General features: G+C 72.3%; 16 protein-coding genes. 9 read left to right on the top strand and 7 right to left on the bottom strand.

What is annotated here, in order from left to right:
* Positions 1-111: 111 nt before the first annotated feature.
* Positions 112-2,244 (bottom strand): hypothetical protein, encoded by a 2,133-nt coding sequence (locus ABD292_RS20285; RefSeq protein ID WP_344209405.1) that lies wholly within the window; start codon positions 2,242-2,244, stop codon positions 112-114.
* A 229-nt stretch (positions 2,245-2,473) separates the two neighbouring features.
* On the opposite strand from ABD292_RS20285, the gene ABD292_RS20280 reads away from it, so the two are divergent.
* The 4 genes from ABD292_RS20280 to ABD292_RS20265 are packed head-to-tail and all read left to right on the top strand — an operon-like array spanning position 2,474 to position 6,049.
* Positions 2,474-3,025 (top strand): MarR family winged helix-turn-helix transcriptional regulator, encoded by a 552-nt coding sequence (locus tag ABD292_RS20280; RefSeq protein WP_344209403.1) that lies wholly within the window; start codon positions 2,474-2,476, stop codon positions 3,023-3,025.
* On the top strand, positions 3,009-3,944 hold the full coding sequence (locus ABD292_RS20275; RefSeq protein WP_344209401.1) for a tetratricopeptide repeat protein: 936 nt from the start codon (positions 3,009-3,011) through the stop codon (positions 3,942-3,944). Before ABD292_RS20280 ends, ABD292_RS20275 begins: the two co-directional genes overlap by 17 nt.
* A 9-nt stretch (positions 3,945-3,953) precedes the next feature.
* On the top strand, positions 3,954-4,583 hold the full coding sequence (locus tag ABD292_RS20270; RefSeq protein WP_344209398.1) for a cytidylate kinase-like family protein: 630 nt from the start codon (positions 3,954-3,956) through the stop codon (positions 4,581-4,583).
* 56 nt (positions 4,584-4,639) lie between these two features.
* Positions 4,640-6,049 (top strand): NAD-dependent malic enzyme, encoded by a 1,410-nt coding sequence (locus ABD292_RS20265; protein ID WP_344209396.1) that lies wholly within the window; start codon positions 4,640-4,642, stop codon positions 6,047-6,049.
* 75 nt (positions 6,050-6,124) lie between these two features.
* On the opposite strand, the gene ABD292_RS20260 is transcribed toward ABD292_RS20265, so the two are convergent.
* Genes ABD292_RS20260 through ABD292_RS20245 form a run of 4 tightly spaced genes read right to left on the bottom strand, consistent with a single transcriptional unit; the run spans position 6,125 to position 10,561 of the window.
* Positions 6,125-6,628, bottom strand: a complete 504-nt coding sequence (locus tag ABD292_RS20260) for a hypothetical protein (RefSeq protein WP_344209394.1) — start codon at positions 6,626-6,628, stop codon at positions 6,125-6,127.
* Between the two features lie 46 nt (positions 6,629-6,674).
* Entirely contained in the window at positions 6,675-8,225 is a 1,551-nt protein-coding gene (locus ABD292_RS20255) for a glycerol-3-phosphate dehydrogenase/oxidase (RefSeq protein WP_344209392.1), read from the bottom strand.
* Positions 8,222-9,748, bottom strand: a complete 1,527-nt coding sequence (glpK, locus tag ABD292_RS20250) for a glycerol kinase GlpK (protein WP_344209390.1) — start codon at positions 9,746-9,748, stop codon at positions 8,222-8,224. The genes ABD292_RS20255 and glpK overlap by 4 nt, the downstream gene beginning before the upstream one ends.
* A 57-nt stretch (positions 9,749-9,805) precedes the next feature.
* Entirely contained in the window at positions 9,806-10,561 is a 756-nt protein-coding gene (locus ABD292_RS20245; RefSeq protein ID WP_425565133.1) for an IclR family transcriptional regulator, read from the bottom strand.
* Positions 10,562-10,757: 196 nt separating this feature from the next.
* On the opposite strand from ABD292_RS20245, the gene ABD292_RS20240 reads away from it, so the two are divergent.
* Positions 10,758-11,369, top strand: coding sequence for a TetR/AcrR family transcriptional regulator (locus tag ABD292_RS20240; RefSeq protein WP_344209386.1), 612 nt, complete (start codon positions 10,758-10,760; stop codon positions 11,367-11,369).
* 3 nt (positions 11,370-11,372) lie between these two features.
* Here ABD292_RS20240 and ABD292_RS20235 read toward each other — a convergent pair whose 3' ends face one another.
* Positions 11,373-11,915 (bottom strand): hypothetical protein, encoded by a 543-nt coding sequence (locus ABD292_RS20235; RefSeq protein WP_344209384.1) that lies wholly within the window; start codon positions 11,913-11,915, stop codon positions 11,373-11,375.
* A 120-nt stretch (positions 11,916-12,035) separates the two neighbouring features.
* Between ABD292_RS20235 and ABD292_RS20230 the strand changes: the two genes are divergently transcribed.
* Positions 12,036-12,614 carry a YqgE/AlgH family protein gene (locus tag ABD292_RS20230; protein WP_020546648.1) on the top strand — a complete coding sequence of 193 codons (579 nt, stop codon included), beginning with the start codon at positions 12,036-12,038 and terminating at the stop codon, positions 12,612-12,614.
* Between the two features lie 4 nt (positions 12,615-12,618).
* On the opposite strand, the gene ABD292_RS20225 is transcribed toward ABD292_RS20230, so the two are convergent.
* A complete protein-coding gene (locus ABD292_RS20225) occupies positions 12,619-13,236 on the bottom strand; it encodes a TetR/AcrR family transcriptional regulator (protein ID WP_344209380.1) in 618 nt (205 codons plus the stop codon).
* A gap of 147 nt (positions 13,237-13,383) precedes the next feature.
* Between ABD292_RS20225 and ABD292_RS20220 the strand changes: the two genes are divergently transcribed.
* The 3 genes from ABD292_RS20220 (at position 13,384) to ABD292_RS20210 (ending at position 16,855) form a co-directional block, all read left to right on the top strand.
* On the top strand, positions 13,384-14,991 hold the full coding sequence (locus ABD292_RS20220) for an MFS transporter (RefSeq protein ID WP_344209378.1): 1,608 nt from the start codon (positions 13,384-13,386) through the stop codon (positions 14,989-14,991).
* Positions 14,992-15,089: 98 nt separating this feature from the next.
* The gene (locus tag ABD292_RS20215; RefSeq protein ID WP_344209376.1) at positions 15,090-15,353 is read left to right on the top strand and encodes a DUF3039 domain-containing protein; all 264 of its coding nucleotides are present in this window, start codon (positions 15,090-15,092) and stop codon (positions 15,351-15,353) included.
* A gap of 119 nt (positions 15,354-15,472) precedes the next feature.
* Positions 15,473-16,855 carry an MFS transporter gene (locus tag ABD292_RS20210; protein ID WP_344209374.1) on the top strand — a complete coding sequence of 461 codons (1,383 nt, stop codon included), beginning with the start codon at positions 15,473-15,475 and terminating at the stop codon, positions 16,853-16,855.
* Positions 16,856-16,937: the final 82 nt, after the last annotated feature.

The following is a 16,937-nucleotide window of genomic DNA, read 5'->3' as shown; positions in this document are numbered from 1 at the left end:
TGTCACGCCCGCGCGCCCACCGCCCTCTGGCGTCCATCCGCTGGTCGAGTCGGGAAGCTTCACGTCGGCGCGCTCCGACCTTCTGCGTCGACTCCCGGCTGTCCGGTCGCTCTATGCCCTGTCCCCGGGCGTCCTTTGGCCCTGACTCTGGACGCCCTGAGCCTGAGCGCCCTGACCACGGGCACCCTGGCTCCGAATGCTCTGGGTTCCGGCGGCGTAAGGCCGGTCGCCGGGAGTCGCCTCGCTGGCGGACCAGTGGCCGCGCCATCCTTCGCCGCGAGACCCGTGAGTGTCGGTCCTGCCGTGGGCCCACGCGCGCCCGGCTCCCGTGCGGGAGTCTCTTGTGCGCGAGCTCGCGGTGCGTGGGTCTCCAGTGCGCGGTGCTTCAGAACGTGGGCCTCCAGCGCGCGGGGCTCCGGTGCGGGAGTCCCCGATGCGCGGTGTGCCGGTTCGCGTTGTTGTTCCGGTGTGCGAGGCTCCGTGGGCCCAGGGGCCGTTCCCGGAGGAGCCGTGGCCGAGCGGGCCGCGGCCGGATGAACCAGGGGACGTGGTGGCGGCGGGGGAGGTGGGGCGCGGGGTCGGCACGTCGCCGGTCGTGGACTGCTCGGTCGTCCCGCCGCCTCGCGGACCGGCTGCGGGCTGCTCGGTCGTCGTGCCGCCCCGCGGACCGGTGGCCGGCTGCCCGGCTGTCGTGCCGCCCCGCCGGTCCCAGCCCTGGCCGTTCCAGTGGTCGTGGGAGGCCCAGCCGAACGGCCCCCGGCCGGGGTGGCCGCCGTACCCCCGGCCGGGCTCGGTGGCGGCGCCCGCCGTGGACCAGGTGGGCGGGCCCGCCGCCACCCAGCCGGGCGCGGGCTCGGGGGCGTAGCCCAGGGAAGGGGCGGTGCCGGACGTGCCCGGCGTGCCGTACGACGTGGGCGGGGCGGCCGGCGTGGCGGCCGGGTCGGGGTAGACCGGGTAGACGTGCGTGGAGTCGGGCGACGGCTGCACCGACTGCGGCACGAGCTGCGGCCGGGCCGGGCTGCCGCCGAAGTGCGTGCTCGACAGCCGGCAGTTGCGGAAGTCGCTGTAGAACATGCGCAGCCACTCGCGCCGCTGGTGCTCGCTCAGCCAGGAGAACCACGACGTGGCGTACTGGTGCTCGGCGAGCGGCCCGCCCGCCGGCGGCTCGCCGCGCAGCCAGACCATGACGATCTCCCGGTAACCCTCCGCGACGATGCCGGGGCAGGGGTCGGACAGCGCCTCGATGTACTCGTACGCCGCCTTCTCCGCGAACCCGGCCGAAAGGTCGGGAACGTGGATCGGCGCGAGACCGAGCGAGGGCCGCAGCTTCTCCCCCAGGGGCCGCTGCTCCACCCGCTTGAACGCCGCAGGCGTGCCGTCGAGCCGCATGGCGATCTGCGTGAACACCGCCCCCAGCTCGGTCAGCCCGGCCCGCATCCCCGGATGCACGCACACCGTGATCGGCCAGTCCTGGCAGGCGTAGGCGATGTCCTCGGCGGCGGCCGGCCGGGTCTGGGCCAGCACCCGCGACACGCCCATGCCCGCCGCCAGCACCGACAGCAGCGCGCACGCCAGCACCAGCGCCTGCCGCGTCACCGTGGCCGCCCAGCCGAGCAGCAGCGCCGCCGTGAGCCCGAGCAGCCAGATCGTCTGGTCGAAGAACGCGGCCCCGCTCAGCTCCTGGAACAGGTCGTACGGCTCGCCGGTGCCGGGCGCCAGCTTGTCCGCCCAGCCCCGGTCGTCGGCCAGCCACGAGAACGCCGCGTAGCAGGCCAGCCCGGCCAGCGGCGGCGTGAACGCCTTCGGCAGCACCCACCCGGCCACCCAGCCGATGACCGAGTAGAGCGCCAGCCCCGCCATGCCCATCCCCAGCCCGGGCAGGCTCAGCCGGCCCGCCTGGTCGGTGAGGACCGTCTTGACCGCCAGCACCAGCACCGTCGCCGCGAACGACCCCAGCACCACCACCACGATCGCCAGTGGCGCCTTCAACGCCCGCCAGGTGGTGAGCGACCGGCCGCGCAGCGCGCGGCGCTTGCGCAGCGCCACCCAGGCGGCGAAGGCCGCCGCCACCGGGCCGGTCAGCCGGAGCGAGCCGATGACCGCGGCCACGATGTTCTCCCAGGCGTCCACGCCCGGTATCAGGACGTTCCACGCCGCGATCAAGCCGACAGCGAGCAGCACGGCAACCGTGACGGCCGCGCTCTGCTTCAGCTCCTCCCGTGAAACGCCCGCGTGCTCACGCACCCTTTGCCCCGTTGACGTCCATCAAGCACCCCCCGTGCCCCTCGGCAAGACGGAAGAGCCAAGTCCGGGCCGGTCCCCACAGGCTGATGGACTTGGCTTCCGCGTCACCATACGTACGAGAACCATAACTGAGCGTGATGATTGACGTCCGGATTCTTGGTCAAGGAGGATCGCCTGTCGCTCCAGATCGCCCGACGAACCGGGACGAGAGGCGCGCTACGGTAGCTGCGTGTCACAGCAGAAGCCGCTCAACCTGCCGTTCGACCCCATCGACCGCGCCGCGGAGAGCTGGCGCGCCCACTTCGGGCCCTCCGCCGCCATGGCGGCCGTGACCTCCATCATGCGAGCGCACCAGATCCTGCTGTCGCAGCTCGACGGCCTGCTGAAGCCGTACGGGCTGACCTTCGCGCGTTACGAGGGGCTCGTGCTGCTGACGTTCAGCAAGACCGGCGCGCTGCCGCTGTCGAAGATCGGCGAGCGGCTGATGGTCCACCCCACCAGCGTCACGAACACGGTGGACAGGCTGGAGAAGTCCGGTTACGTCCGCCGGTTGCCCAATCCGCGCGACGGCCGCGGCGTGCTCGCCGAGATCACCGACGCCGGCCGCGACGTCGTCCGCCGCGCCACCCGCGACCTGATGGACGCCGAGTTCGGCCTGGCGATGTACGCCGAGGACGAACTCCACGGCCTGTTCGACCAGTTGCGCACGTTGCGGGTGGCGGCGGGTGACTTCGAGGGCTCGTCCATGCGGCAAGATGAAGGGCATGGCGGACTTCTCTAGGCCCGGGTCGCTCTACGGGGCGATCGATCTGGGCGCTCGCAAGCAGGCACTGGAGGCGCAGGCCCGGCGGGAGGCCGCAGGTCCTCAGGCCGCGTCGGCCTCGGTCGTCGAGGTGACCGAGGAGACGTTCACGACCGATGTCGTCGACCGCTCCATGCAGGTGCCGGTCGTCCTCGATCTCTGGTCCCCCCGCGCGCCGGCCTCCGCGCAGCTCGGGCCGGTGCTGGAGAAGGTGGTCGGCGACCTCGCCGGCCGGGCCGTGCTGGCCAGGGTCAACGTCGACGCCAGCCCGCAGATCGCGGCCGCGCTGCGCGTGCAGGCCGTGCCCACCGTGCTGGCGATCTTCCAGGGCCAGGCCGTCACGGGCTTCCAGCAGGTGCTGCCCGAGCAGGAGGTGCGCCGCTGGCTCGACGAGCTGATGGCCGCCGTCGAGCAGTTCTACCAGGCCAACCCGGCCGCCCGGCCGCCCGCGGCCGAGGGCGGCGAGGAGGCCCCGGCGGGCCCGCCCACCGACCCCGACCTCGCGGCGGCCGAGGAGGCCGTCGAGCGCGGCGACCTCGACGCCGCCGCCGAGGCCTACCAGCGGCTGCTGGCCCGCGTCCCTGGCCACGAGGACGCCAAGATGGGCCTGGCCGGCGTCACCCTCATCAAGCGCACGGAGGGCGTCGACCCCGGCGACCTCCAGCGCCGCCTGCAGGACCCCGCCGACCTCGACGCCCACCTGCTGGCCGCCGACCTCGAGATGCTGTCGGGCGCCGTCGACGAGGCGTTCAGCCGGGTCATCGCCGTGGTCAAGCGCACCTCGGGCGACGACCGCGACCGGGCGCGGCGGCACCTGCTCGGCCTGTTCGACACCTTGCCGAGCGATGACCCTTCTCTGGCGAAAGCGCGCAGAGCTTTGGCGAGCGCCCTGTTCTAGCCTGGGGGCATGCGGGTCGTCACCATCTCGGCGACATACGGCACGGCCGGCGGTGAGATAGGCCCGGCCGTGGCCGAGCGCCTGGGCCTGCCCTTCGTCGACCGCGCCATCCCGAGCGCCGTCGCCAGGCAGCTCGGCTGCACGCTGGAGGAGGCGCTGGCCCACGACGACCGCGCCGAGCGAGGGCTGGGCCGGCTGATCTTCGGGGCGATGCGGCTGCCCACCGTCGCCTTCGGCGGCGTCGACATGTACGTCCCGGGCGCGATGCCGCACGCCCCGGAGGAGTTCGTGCGCCACGCCGAGCGGGTGATGCGCGAGACCGCCCGCGAGCGGGGCGGCGTCTTCCTCGGCAGGGCCGGCGCCCTGGTCCTCGCCGGCGAGCCCGGCGCCCTGCACGTCCGGCTCGACGCCCCGCTCCCGCGCAGGGTCCGCCGGGCCGCCGTGCTCGCCGGGACGGACGAGGACGAGGCCCGGCGCGTCGTCGACGACAACGACCGCGCCCGCGCGGCCTACTGGCGGCACTTCTACCGGGCGGATCCTGCCGACCCGCGCCACTACCACCTGGTCGTCGACAGCACCACGATTCCCGTTCCCGCCTGCGTCGAGCTGATCGTCCTGGCTTCCGCGGCACTCGACTGACCGAACGCCCCCTAACATGGGAGGACTTCTTGGTCAGTCCCGAAGGAGCGATTGACGTGGCGACCGTCCCGAGTGTGTCGTACTCCATCACCGTGCGTCTCGAGGTGCCGGCCGGCGGCAAGGCCGTCAGCCAGCTCACCCACGCCGTAGAGTCGGCCGGGGGGGTGGTGACCGCACTCGACGTCACCAACGCGGGCCACGAGAAGCTCCGCATCGACGTGACCTGCGCCGCCCGCGACACCGACCACGCCCAGGCGATCGTCGACCAGCTCGAGGCCGTCGAGAGCGTCGTCATCCACAAGGTGTCCGACCGTACGTTCCTCATGCACCTCGGCGGCAAGATCGAGATGCAGTCGAAGGTGCCGCTGCGCAACCGCGACGAGCTGTCGATGGCCTACACGCCGGGCGTGGCGCGGGTGTCGATGGCGATCGCGCGCAACAAGGAGGACGCGCGCCGCCTGACCATCAAGCGCAACACCGTGGCCGTCGTCACCGACGGCTCGGCCGTGCTGGGGCTCGGCAACATCGGCCCCGAGGCGGCGCTGCCGGTCATGGAGGGCAAGGCGGCGCTGTTCAAGCGCTTCGCCGGCATCGACGCCTGGCCGATCTGCCTCGACACCCAGGACGTCGACGAGATCGTGCGCACCGTCCAGGTCATCGCGCCCGGCTTCGGCGGCATCAACCTGGAGGACATCGGCGCGCCGCGCTGCTTCGAGGTGGAGCGGCGGCTGCGCGAGCTGCTCGACATCCCGGTCTTCCACGACGACCAGCACGGCACCGCGATCTGCGTGCTGGCGGCGCTCCAGAACGCGCTGCGGGTCGTCGACAAGAGCCTGGAGAACGTCAAGATCACGATGGCGGGCGCGGGCGCGGCCGGCAACGCCGTGCTGCGGCTGCTGCTCGCCGCCGGGGCGCGCAACGTCGTCGTCTGCGACTACCTCGGAGCCGTGCACAACGGCCGCGACGACCTCGACGAGTCGCTGCGCTGGATCGCCGACCACACCAACGCCGAGGGCTACGCAGGAGACCTGCGCGGCGCGCTCAAGGACGCCGACGTCTTCGTGGGCGTGTCCGCGCCGGGCATCCTCACCGGCGACGACATCGCGACCATGGCCAAGGACGCCGTGGTGTTCGCGCTGGCCAACCCCGAGCCCGAGGTGTCGCCCGACGACGCCCGCGAGCACGCGACCGTGGTGGCCACCGGCCGCTCCGACTACCCCAACCAGATCAACAACGTGCTGGCCTTCCCCGGCGTGTTCCGCGGGCTGCTCGACGCGCAGGCGGCGGGGGTGACGCAGGAGATGCTGCTGGCGGCGGCCAACGCGCTGGCCGCCGTGGTCACGCCCGAGGAGCTGGGCCCCAACTACATCATCCCGAGCGTGTTCCACCCGGACGTGGCGGGTGCGGTGGCGGCGGCGGTCCGCGAGTCCGCCGGCGGCCGCGCCCGCGGCTTCACCGAGGCCTGACGGTTCGCCGAGGTCTGACGGTTCGCCAAGATCTGGCGCTTCGCCAAGGCACGACCGGGGTGTCCTCCGGCGCCCTCAGTGCCGGTCGGCGGACTCGGGGCGGGTGAGGGCGGGCATCAGACGGTAGGACTCCTGGAAGACCAGGTTGTGGGCGTCGCCGGCGGCGATGACGCGCAGCGTGTCGGCCTGCGCCTCGGCGTCGGCGGCGTCGAAGACGTTCATCGGCCAGTCGCCCACCGTGTTCCCGCGCAGGTGCGGGTGGTGGAAGCCGGCGCCGTAGTGGGCGACGACGGCGATGGGCTGCTCCTGGGCGGCCCGCTGCTCCGGCCAGGTCAGCGACCACATCGCGTTCAGCCCGCCCTCCTTGGAGCGGGTGAGGCCGCTGGCCACCACCTCGCCCGTCCCGAGCAGCAGGTCGGCGTCGAGCTCCGCCAGCACCCGCCGCGCCACGGGGTCGAGCAGCTCGACCGCCGTGGCGAACAGACGCTCCTTGTCCTCCCGGGAGACGGCCTGGCCGTGTACGCCGTCCCGCAGGTCGCGGAAGTGGCGGAGCAGGGCTTCGTTGATGGGAGTGCGCATGCCTGCCCCCTTCCCCGCCAGCGGCTCCAGCCACCTCCCGCCGGGCTCAGCCCAGGAGCTCGGCGATCCTGGCGCGCACCTCGGGCGTGTCGAGCCCGCGTACGGTCAGCGTGGTGCGGCGGCGGACGACGTCGTCCACGGTCGCCGCCCACTCGCGGTCGCGCGCGTAGACGGCCTGCGCCCAGATGTCCGGCCCCTCCGGGTGGATGCGCTCGCCGAGCGCCGGGTCGTCCCTGATCAGCCGGGCCAGGTCGAACGCGATCGACCCGTAGTGCGTCGCCAGGTGCCGGGCCACCAGCGGGTCCATGCGGGCGCCGCGCTCGCGGTCGGTCCACAGGCGCAGGGCCACCGCGTCGGGGCTGGCCAGGCCGGGCAGCGGCACGGCGGGCAGGATGTCGGCCAGGTCGTCGCCGAGCGGCCGGCCGGGCAGGTGGGCGAGGGTGTCGAGGACGGTGCGGCCGATGTGCCGGTAGGTCGTCCACTTGCCGCCCGCCACCGACAGCATGCCGCCCGCGCCGCGCGTCACCACGGTCTCCCGCTTGGCCGCCGTCACCTCGCCGGGCCCGCCGGGCAGCACGCGCAGCCCGGCGAAGGCGTAGGTGATGTCCTCGCGCCGGAGCTGCGCGTCGCGCACCGCGTGACCGGCCTCGTCGAGGATCTGCGCGATGTCGGCCTCGGTGGGCCGCACGTCGGCGGGATCGCCCTCGTACGCCTCGTCCGTCGTGCCGAGCAGCAGGTGGTCCTCCCACGGGATGGCGAACGACACCCGGTACTTGTCGATCGGCGTGGTCAGCGCCGCCTTCCACGGCTCGTGCCGGCGCAGCACCAGGTGGGCGCCCTTGGACAGGCGGATGCTGGGGGCCGCGCCCGGGTCCTCCATGCGCCGCAGGTGGTCCACCCACGGGCCGGTGGCGTTGAGCACGAGGCGGGCGCTCACCCCGAACTCGGCGCCCTCCAGCCGGTCGCGCAGCTCGGCGCCGGTCACCGTGCCGCCGCTCTTGCGCAGCCCGACGACCTCGGCGTGGTTGAGCACGGTCGCGCCGGCGTCCACGGCCGCCCGTACGGTCATGACCGCGACGCGGCTGTCGTTCATCTGGTGGTCGCCGTAGACGGCGGCGGCGCGCAGCCCCTCGGCGCGCAGCGCGGGCACCTTGGCGAGGGCCTGGTGCGGCGTGACGACCCGGCCCATGCCGTCGCCGAACACCGACAGCGCCGAGTACAGGAACACCCCCGCACCCAGCTTGGCCGCCCCGTGCGGGCCGCCCTTGTAGATCGGCACCAGGAACGTCAGCGGCTTGACCAGGTGAGGGGCGATGTCGGCGGCGAGCGCGCGGCGCTCCCTGTGGTTCTCGGCGACCAACCGGACGTTGCCGGTCTGCAGGTAGCGCAGGCCGCCGTGGACCAGCTTGGACGAGGCGCTGGAAGTGGCGCCGGCGAAGTCGCCCGCGTCCACCATCGCCACCCGCAGGCCGGCCTGGGCGGCCATCCAGGTCACGGACGTGCCGAGGATGCCGCCGCCGATGACCAGCAGGTCGTAGGCGGTGGTGGACAACTCCTCCCTGGTCTCCGCGCGCTCGGTCCCCGTACTGATCATCATTGCTGGAACTCCTGATCGTCGACCCAGTCGAGGGTGCGGGCCACGGCCTTCCTCCAGTTGCGGTATTCGCGCTCGCGGGCCGCCTCGTCGATCTCCGGCCGCCACTCGGCCGCCTTGTGCCAGTTGGCGCGCAGGCTGTCGAGGTCCGGCCAGTAGCCGGTGGCGAGGCCGGCCGCGTACGCCGCCCCGAGCGCCGTGGTCTCGGCCACCATCGGCCGGATCACCGGCACCGCGAGCACGTCGGCGAGGGTCTGCATGAGCAGGTTGTCGGCGGTCATGCCGCCGTCGGCGCGCAGCGTGGTGAGCCCGAGCCCGGCGTCGGCGTTCATCGCGTCGACGACCTCGCGGGTCTGCCACGCGGTGGCCTCCAGGACGGCCCGCGCGAGGTGCCCCTTCGTGACGAACCCGGTCAGCCCCGCGATCACGCCGCGCGCGTCGGAGCGCCAGTGCGGCGCGAACAGGCCGGAGAACGCCGGCACGAAGTAGCAGCCGCCGTTGTCGGGGACCGTCTTCGCCAGCGTCTCGATCTCGGCGGCGCTGGAGATCAGGCCGAGGTTGTCGCGCAGCCACTGCACCAGCGAGCCGGTGACCGCGATCGCGCCCTCCAGCGCGTACGTGGCCGGCGTGTCGCCGAGCTGGTAGCCGACCGTGGTGAGCAGGCCGTGCTTGGAGACGACCGGCCGGTCACCGGTGTTCATGAGCAGGAAGCTGCCCGAGCCGTAGGTGCTCTTGGTCTCGCCGGGGTCGAAGCAGGTCTGGCCGAACAGCGCCGCCTGCTGGTCGCCGAGCGCGGCCGCCACCGGCACGCCGCCCGCGGTGCGGCCGTAGACCTCGGCGGACGGGCGGATCTCCGGCAGCATCGCGCGCGGCACGCCGAGCGCGGCCAGCAGGTCGTCGTCCCAGGCCAGGGTGTGGATGTTCATGAGCATCGTACGGCTGGCGTTGGTGACGTCGGTGACGTGCCGGCCGGTCAGGTTCCACAGCAGCCAGCTGTCCATGGTGCCGAACAGCACCTCGCCGCGCTCGGCCCGCTCGCGCAGCCCCGGGTGCTCGTCCAGCAGCCAGCGGATCTTCGGCCCGGAGAAGTAGGTGGCGAGCGGCAGCCCCGCCCGCGCCTTGAACAGCGCCTCGTGCTCGGCCAGCGCGTGCGTCAGCGGAGCCGTGCGGGTGTCCTGCCAGACGATCGCCGGGCAGACGGGCCGGCCGGTGTCGCGCTCCCACAGCACCGTGGTCTCGCGCTGGTTGGTGATGCCGAGCGCGGCGATGTCGCCGTCCACGCCGCCGACGGCCTCGGCGAGGACGAGCTGGACCGACTCCCAGATCTCCTCCGCGTCGTGCTCGACCCAGCCGGGCCTGGGGAAGATCTGGCGGTGCTCGCGCTGGGCGACGGAGATGATATTGCCGGTCCGGTCGAAGACGATGCACCGGCTGGACGTGGTGCCCTGGTCGATGGCGGCGATGTAGGTCGGTCGAGGCACTGGCGGATCCTCGCTAGCTCGGGGTTCGACAATGTCGAACGACATGAGGAATGGTATTCGGTTCCGCGGGAGGCGTTCAACTGGTCGGGCAACTGGTCGGGGTCAGCGGGCCAGGTCGCGGGTGATCGCGCGGGCCGCGTCCCTCACGTACGAGACGAACTCCATGCGCGGCCCGCCCTCCGTCGCCAGGCGCTCCATCGCGCCCCTGATGCCGATGGCGCCGACCACGATGCCACGCGAGTCCTTGATCGGCGCGGCGTAGGCCACCTCGCCCTCGGTCAGCTCCTCCATCTCGGCGGCCCAGCCGCGGGCGCGGACCAGCTCCAGCTCCGCCCCCAGCCGCCCTGGGTCAGTGATCGTCGCGCCGGTGTACGGGGGCAGCGGCGCGGCCGGCTCGCCGTACGGGTCGTGCGCGAGCAGCACCTTGCCGAGCGCGCTGGCGTGCACCGGCAGATAGGTGCCGACCTGGAGCGTCTGCATGCTGTCGTCGGGGCGGAAGACGTGGTGGATCACCAGGACGTGGCCCTCGTGCAGCGTGCCGATCCAGGCGCTCTCCCTGCTCCGCCCGGCCAGCGCGTCGGCCCAGTTGATGGCCCTCGCGCGCAGCTCGTTGACGTCGAGGTAGCTGCTGCCGAGGTGGAGCAGCGTGGCGCCGAGGCGGTACTTGCCCGTGGCCGGGTCCTGCTCGACGAAGCCGACCCGCACCAGCGTGCGCAGGATGCCGTGCAGCGTGCCCTTCGGCAGGCCGAGGCCCCGGGCCAGCTCGGCCACCCCGAGCTGGCGGGGGCCGGAGGCCAGCAGCCGCAGGATCGCGGCCGCCCGCTCGACGGACTGGATGGTCTCTCCCACGATCGGCACTGTAGCGCAGGGTCGTTCGATATCGCCGAACGGCGATCGCCCTGCCGACGCCCGCCCCGTGCGGCTCTACAATTTGCGCAAGCGGTAAGCAATCTCGCAGCGGACGCTCAGCGGGCCTGCAGGCGCCGCCACCCTTCGCACGCACCGGGACACCCCGTCCCGGCGACCGTGCGTGCCCCGAGGGACGAGGAGACAGATGGACTCACCCGCCCGCGTCGCGGGAACCGTGCGGCCGGGCGGCCGCACCGCCCGGGTCCGCGCGGCCGTGCTCCAGGCCGCCCAGGACGAGCTGGTCGAGCACGGCTTCCACGGCCTGACCATGGACCAGGTGGCGATCCGGGCCGGCGTGGGCAAGACCACGCTCTACCGGCGCTGGGGCAGCCCAGCGGGCCTGGTCACCGATCTCATGGTCGAGCTGGCCGAGCAGTCCTCCCCGCACGCCGACACCGGCTCGATCGAGGGCGACCTGCGCGCCAACGCCCTGGCCGTGGTCGAGGCGGTCAACGACGGGCGGCTCGGGGCCACGTTCCAGGCGATGATCGCCGCCGCGACCTGCGACGAGCAGGCGGCCGCCGCGCTGCGCGCGTTCTACCTGCGGCGCATCGAGGAATGGGCGGGCGTGGTGGAGCTCGCGGTCGGGCGCGGCGAGCTGCCGCAGGGCACGGACGCCACGGAGGTGATCCGGGCGGTCTCGGCCCCGCTCTACTACCTGCTCGTCGTCACCCGCGAGCCGGTGACCGCGGAGGCCGCCGAGCGGTCCGTACGCCGCGCGCTCGCCGCCGCGAAGGCGGGCGCCTTCATTTCGTAGCCTTCATTTCGTAGGCGAGGTCGGGCACCCCTTGGGCAGGTCGGGCCGGCGGGGCCAGACGGAGCCGTACCACCAGAAGATCCCGCCCATCACGACCAGCCCGCCCGCGGTCGCCAGCTTGGCCATGAGGTCGGCGGGCGGCCCGGTGAAGGGGAGCTGCCCGGTGCGGTGACCCCAGGGGCAGTCGTTCTCCACCCGGGTGGAGTCGATGAGGGTCTCCGGCTGGTGCTCGACGACCTGGTACGCCTCGATCTCCGCGCGGCTGCCCTTGTGGACCGGCACCTGCCGCACGACGCTCTTGCGGGCCGCGATCGAGCCGCTGGCCACGCTGACCGCGTCGGACTTCAGGTCGAAGCGGACCGCCTGCCGGGTCTGGTTGCGCAGCGTCACCTTCGCCCGCCCCGAGCGGCAGCTGACGTCGTCCACGGTCATCGTGAACGCGTCCCCGGGATCGGAGGCCCCCGGCCAGGCCGACGCGGATGCCGGGCCGGAGGCCGCGGCGCCCACCGCCAGGGCGGCCAGGGCCAGACGGGTACCGATGCGCATGAGCTCCCCCAAGGTCCACACGTCGTGATCTTTGCTACCCGAAGTGTCTTTGTGAACACGAAAAGTAACATGAGCGCTCTGGGGCAGCGCGCACCCCCCTGCACCCTTCATGATGGAGGTATGGCGGAAGCGATCTACGTCGGCGGTTTGTTGGTGGCGACGCCGCTTCTCGACGACCCCAACTTCCGGCGTAGCGTGGTGCTGATCCTCGAACACGACCGCGACGGGGGCACCCTCGGCGTCGTGCTCAACCGGCCCAGCGACATCTCGGTGACCCAGGTGCTCCCGGTCTGGGACCCGCTGGTCACCGGGCCTTCGGTGCTCTTCGAGGGCGGGCCGGTGCAGACCGACAGCGCGCTGGCGCTGGCGGCGGTGCCGAGCGGGCAGGAGCCGCTCGGCTGGCGCAGGCTGCACGCGGGGACGCCCGCGGTGTCCCGGCTCGGCACGGTCGACCTCGACGCCCCGCCCGAGATCCTGCAGGGCGAGATCGCCCAGATGCGGATCTTCGCCGGTTACGCCGGCTGGTCCTCCGGCCAGCTGGAGAGCGAGATCGCCGAAGGCGCCTGGTACGTCGTGGACTCCGAGGTGGGCGACACCTTCCACGCCGACCCCGGGTCGCTGTGGCGGCACGTGCTGCGGCGCCAGCCGGGCGAGCTGGCCTTCGTCGCCACCTGCCCGGACGACCCTTCGATGAACTGACCCCTCAGACGTCCCAGCCGGGGCGCAGGGAACGCTCGGCCAGCTCGATGCTCTCCGCCATCCGGCCGGTGATCTCGGGCAGGCTCCCGTCGCTGCGCGGGCACTCGAAGCCCACCCGCATGGTTGACATCGCGAAGGCCACGATCAGGTGGGAGAGCTGGTCCTCGTCGGCCTTGACGCCGCGCCGCGCGGCCACCACCTCGGCGAGGCGGCGCTCGGTCTCCGTGCCCCGCGCCACCGACTGGCCGACCAGGCGCGGGTTCTCGTCCAGGATGCGGCGCAGCTTGAGGAAACGCTCGTGCTCCTGCGGCGTCGAGTCCTCGATGTCGGCCAGCATGGCGCGCAGGGCGTGCATGAGCGCGGTGAACGGCGGCTCGTCCGGCGGCCTGGCCGCCATCGTCTCCAGCAGGATCTCCTCGCCCTGGTCGTGGAACCACAGCACCAGATGGTCCTTGCCGGTGAAGTAGCGGAAGAACGTGCGGGGGGACACCTCGACGGCCCCCGCGATCTGCTCGACGGTGGTCGACTCGTATCCTTGTTCGAGGAACAGGTCGAGCGCCGCGTCGAGGATCGCCAGGCGCGTCTTCTCCTTCTTGCGTTCGCGGAGACCCACTGCCGTCACTCCCTCGAAACCTTGCTGTCACAGTGTGACAGAAGTCATCCGCTGCCTTTTAAAAGTCGTTTGTCAGACGTCATCGCCTGTCATAGATTACCGGAGGCTTAAGAGACTTCCGCCCTGGTGTGGGGCGTATGTGAACTAGGGGGCTTCATGGCGAACGCGAAGGCGGTGGACGCGCCGTCCTCGCCCGAGGTGGCGAAGACGGGGGCCGGGGGGAATCCGTGGCTCGTGCTGCTGGCGGTCAGCCTTGGTGTGATCATGGTGATGCTGGACGGCACCGTCGTCGGCATCGCCAACCCGGTGATCCAGGTCGACCTCAAGGCGTCGCTGTCCGACCTGCAGTGGGTGACCAGCGGCTATCTGCTGGCCCTGGCGGTGTTCCTGATCACCGCGGGCAAGCTCGGTGACCTGTTCGGGCACAAGAGGGTCTTCCTGATCGGTGTGGCCGGATTCGCCGTCACGTCGGTCGGCATCGGACTCAGCGCCGAGCTGGCCGACATCATTCCCGGCATCACGCCGGTCGGCGCGCTGATCGGCCTGCGGGTGCTCCAGGGTCTGTTCGGCGCGCTGCTCCAGCCCGCCGCGCTGGCGCTGCTGCGCAGCGCGTTCCCGGGGGAGAAGCTCAACCAGGCCATGGGCGCGTGGGGCGCGATCATCGGCCTGTCCAGCGCAGCCGGACCGATCGTCGGCGGCGTGCTGGTCGAGAAGGTGAGCTGGGAGTCGGTCTTCTTCATCAACGCGCCCGTCGGCGTCATCGCGTTGATCCTGGGCGTCATCCTGATCAAGGACAGCCGGGCCAAGACGTTCGCGCGCATCGACTGGCTGGGCGTGCTGCTGCTGTCCGGCGCGATGTTCGCGCTGGTGTGGACCATCATCAAGGCCCCCGAGTGGGGCTGGGGCGACAGCACCACGCTGGGCTTCCTCGGCGGCTTCGCGGTGCTGATCGGGGCGTTCGTCCTCTGGCAGCACCTGCTCAAGAAGCGCGGCGGCCAGCCGCTGGTGCCGCTGTCGCTGTTCGCCAACCCGTCCATCTCCATCGGCACGTTCCTGATGATGATGGTGGCCTTCGCCATGTTCGGCGCCATGTTCTTCCTGGGCTTCTTCTTCCAGGGCGTGCACGGGCTGACGCCGCTGGAGGCCGGTCTGCGCATGCTGCCGATGAGCGCCGGCATGATCTTCGCCTCGCCGCTCGCCGGCATGGCGATCGGGAAGCTGGGGCCGAAGATCACGATGGCCGGCGGCCTGCTCATCACCGCCTGCGCCATGTTCCTCATGTCCCGGCTCGGCATCGACGCCTCGTTCGTCGACACCGCGATCCCGTTCGTGCTGCTGGCCTTCGGCCTGTCGCCGGTGTTCGTGGGCGCCACCGAGATCATCGTGGGCAACGCCCCGCTCGACCTGAGCGGCGTCGCGGGCGGCCTGCAGCAGTCGGCGATGCAGGTCGGCGGCGCGCTCGGCACCGCGATCCTCGGCGCCGTCATGGCCGGTGAGATCTCCGACCGGCTGCCCGGCTACCTCGGCCCGGCGGCTCAGGCGCTGCCGCCGGAGCAGATGGCCGGGCTGGAGGCGGCCGCCGCGTTCGGCGTCGCGCCGCCCGGGCTGCCCGAGGTGGTCACGAACGCCGTCCACAACTCGTTCATGGACGGCATGCACCTCGCCTTCGTGGTGAGCACCTGCGTCGCGGTCCTGACCGCGGCCCTCACGATGTTCGTGAAGGCCGGCCGCAAGACCGAGGGCGCGCCCGTGCACGTGGGCTGACCCCCTGTTTCCTGAACGGCCCCCGCCAGGCGGCGGGGGCCGTTCTCGCTGTCCTGGGGAGGCGCGGGCCGCGGGCGGGCGGGCATAAACTCGATGGGGTGAGCACGAAGATCCTTCCGAAGCAGGAAACCACGCCACAGACGTCGCACGGCGACGGCGATCACGAGCGGTTCGCCCACTACGCGGACAAGCACAAGATCACTGAGAGCATGGTCACCGGCACGCCCATCCGCGCCCTGTGCGGGAAAATCTGGGTGCCCAGCCGCGACCCGAAGAAATACCCGGTGTGCCCGGAGTGCAAGGAGATCTACGAGGGCCTGCCGGCGGGCGGCGGCGACGACAAGGGCGGCGACAAGCAGTGAGCGCGGCCGAGCGGTAATCGCGTGCCGCACAGCTGCCCCGGCACGCGACCGCCGTCTCGTCGGCATGCGCACCAGCACACCCCGGCACCGTCAAAGGTGCGACAAATTACGATGTGCAGGTGACAGCACCAAAAGCACTCGACGCCCCCCACCAACCCCCTCGGCTCTTCGGCGCCGACTACCGCATCGCCACCTTCGGCATCCTGCTCGTCGTCACCCTCGTCGCCTTCGAGGGCATGTCGGTCGGGGTCGTCATGCCGGACGTCGCCCGCGACCTGGACGCCCTCGACCTCTACGGGCTGAGCTTCTCCGCCTTCCTGGTCTCCAGCCTGTTCGCGAACGTGGTGGCCGGGCTCTTCGCGGACCGGCGGGGGTTCGCGGTGCCGTTCGTGGTGGGGCTGGCGCTGTTCGTGACCGGCATGGCGCTGGCCGGCGCGGCGAACACGTCGGTGCTGTTCCTGTCGGCGCGGGCCGTGCAGGGGCTCGGGGCCGGAGCCTCGTTCGTGGCGCTGCTGGTGATGATCGCCCGGGTCTACCCGGTCGACATGCGGCCCAAGGCGTTCGCGGCGGTCTCGGCCGCCTGGGTCGTGCCGTCCATGGTCGGCCCCGCCATCGCCGGCTCCGTGGCCGGGCAGTGGGGCTGGCGGTACGTCTTCTACGGCATCATCCCGCTGGTCGTGCCCGCGCTGCTCATGCTGCTCCCGTCGCTGAAGCGCTCGGCCGCCGCCGAGCAGCTGCCCGACGGGCCGCGTTCGCGCCCGCTCGCCATGACGCTGGCCGCGGCCGCCGCCGCGTGCGGGGCCGGCGTGCTGCTGCACGGCGTCGACCGGCTGCACCAGGCGCCCGTCATGGGCGTCGCCGAGACCGTCGTGGGGCTCGCCTTCCTGCTGTACGGCCTCTACCGGCTGCTGCCCCCCGGCGCGTTGCGCTTCGCCCGCGGGCTGCCCACGACCGTGCTCATGCGTGGCTTCCTGTCGGCCACCTTCTTCGGGGTCAACTCCTTCATCCCGCTGGCGCTCCAGGAAGTGAAGGGGTTCGGCGTCAGGGAGGCGGGGATCGCGCTCACCACGGGGGCGCTCGGCTGGTCGGCGGGGTCGTACCTGCAGAGCCGCCAGGCCGGGGAGCCGCACCTGCGGATCAGGTTCGCGGCGTCCTGCGTCACCGTGGGCGTGCTGCTGGCGCTGCTCGCCGTCCTGCCCGGGGTGACGGGATGGGTCGCGGTGCCGGCCTGGATCGTGGCCGGGCTCGGCATGGGGGTCGGCATGGCCACCGTCAGCGTCACCACGCTCAAGCAGTCGCCGGAGAACGAGCAGGGCGCCAACTCGGCGGCGCTCAACGTCACGGACATGCTGGGCTCGGCGCTCGCCATCGGGGCCGGGGGCGCGCTGGTCAACCTGATCGGGCACGCGCCGTCCCAGATCGCCACCGGGTTCCTGGTCATCTGCCTCCTCATGGCGGTGGTCGGGGGGAGCGGGGCGGTGCTGGCCGGTCGCATGAGGTGAATTCCGTCCCTCCCGTCCCAGCGATCACGGATCGCCTGATCTCCGTCGCAAGGAGTGATAGGACAGCGGGCGAGGAGGTGTT

The sequence above is a fragment of the Nonomuraea bangladeshensis genome, from assembly GCF_039529455.1.
Lineage (GTDB): Bacteria > Actinomycetota > Actinomycetes > Streptosporangiales > Streptosporangiaceae > Nonomuraea > Nonomuraea bangladeshensis.
The sequence above is the reverse complement of the archived record's forward strand: the minus strand, read 5'-3'. Positions and strand labels throughout refer to the sequence as shown.

What these genes read in the sequence shown, in the direction of transcription:
- ABD292_RS20235 (WP_344209384.1), bottom strand. Translation starts at nt 11,915, where the DNA reads ATGCGCATCGGTACCCGTCTGGCCCTGGCCGCCCTGGCGGTGGGCGCC.
- ABD292_RS20255 (WP_344209392.1), bottom strand. Translation starts at nt 8,225, where the DNA reads ATGATGATCAGTACGGGGACCGAGCGCGCGGAGACCAGGGAGGAGTTG.
- ABD292_RS20260 (WP_344209394.1), bottom strand. Translation starts at nt 6,628, where the DNA reads ATGCGCACTCCCATCAACGAAGCCCTGCTCCGCCACTTCCGCGACCTG.
- ABD292_RS20270 (WP_344209398.1), top strand. Translation starts at nt 3,954, where the DNA reads ATGCGGGTCGTCACCATCTCGGCGACATACGGCACGGCCGGCGGTGAG.
- ABD292_RS20220 (WP_344209378.1), top strand. Translation starts at nt 13,384, where the DNA reads ATGGCGAACGCGAAGGCGGTGGACGCGCCGTCCTCGCCCGAGGTGGCG.
- glpK (WP_344209390.1), bottom strand. Translation starts at nt 9,748, where the DNA reads ATGTCGTTCGACATTGTCGAACCCCGAGCTAGCGAGGATCCGCCAGTG.
- ABD292_RS20275 (WP_344209401.1), top strand. Translation starts at nt 3,009, where the DNA reads ATGGCGGACTTCTCTAGGCCCGGGTCGCTCTACGGGGCGATCGATCTG.
- ABD292_RS20240 (WP_344209386.1), top strand. Translation starts at nt 10,758, where the DNA reads ATGGACTCACCCGCCCGCGTCGCGGGAACCGTGCGGCCGGGCGGCCGC.
- ABD292_RS20230 (WP_020546648.1), top strand. Translation starts at nt 12,036, where the DNA reads ATGGCGGAAGCGATCTACGTCGGCGGTTTGTTGGTGGCGACGCCGCTT.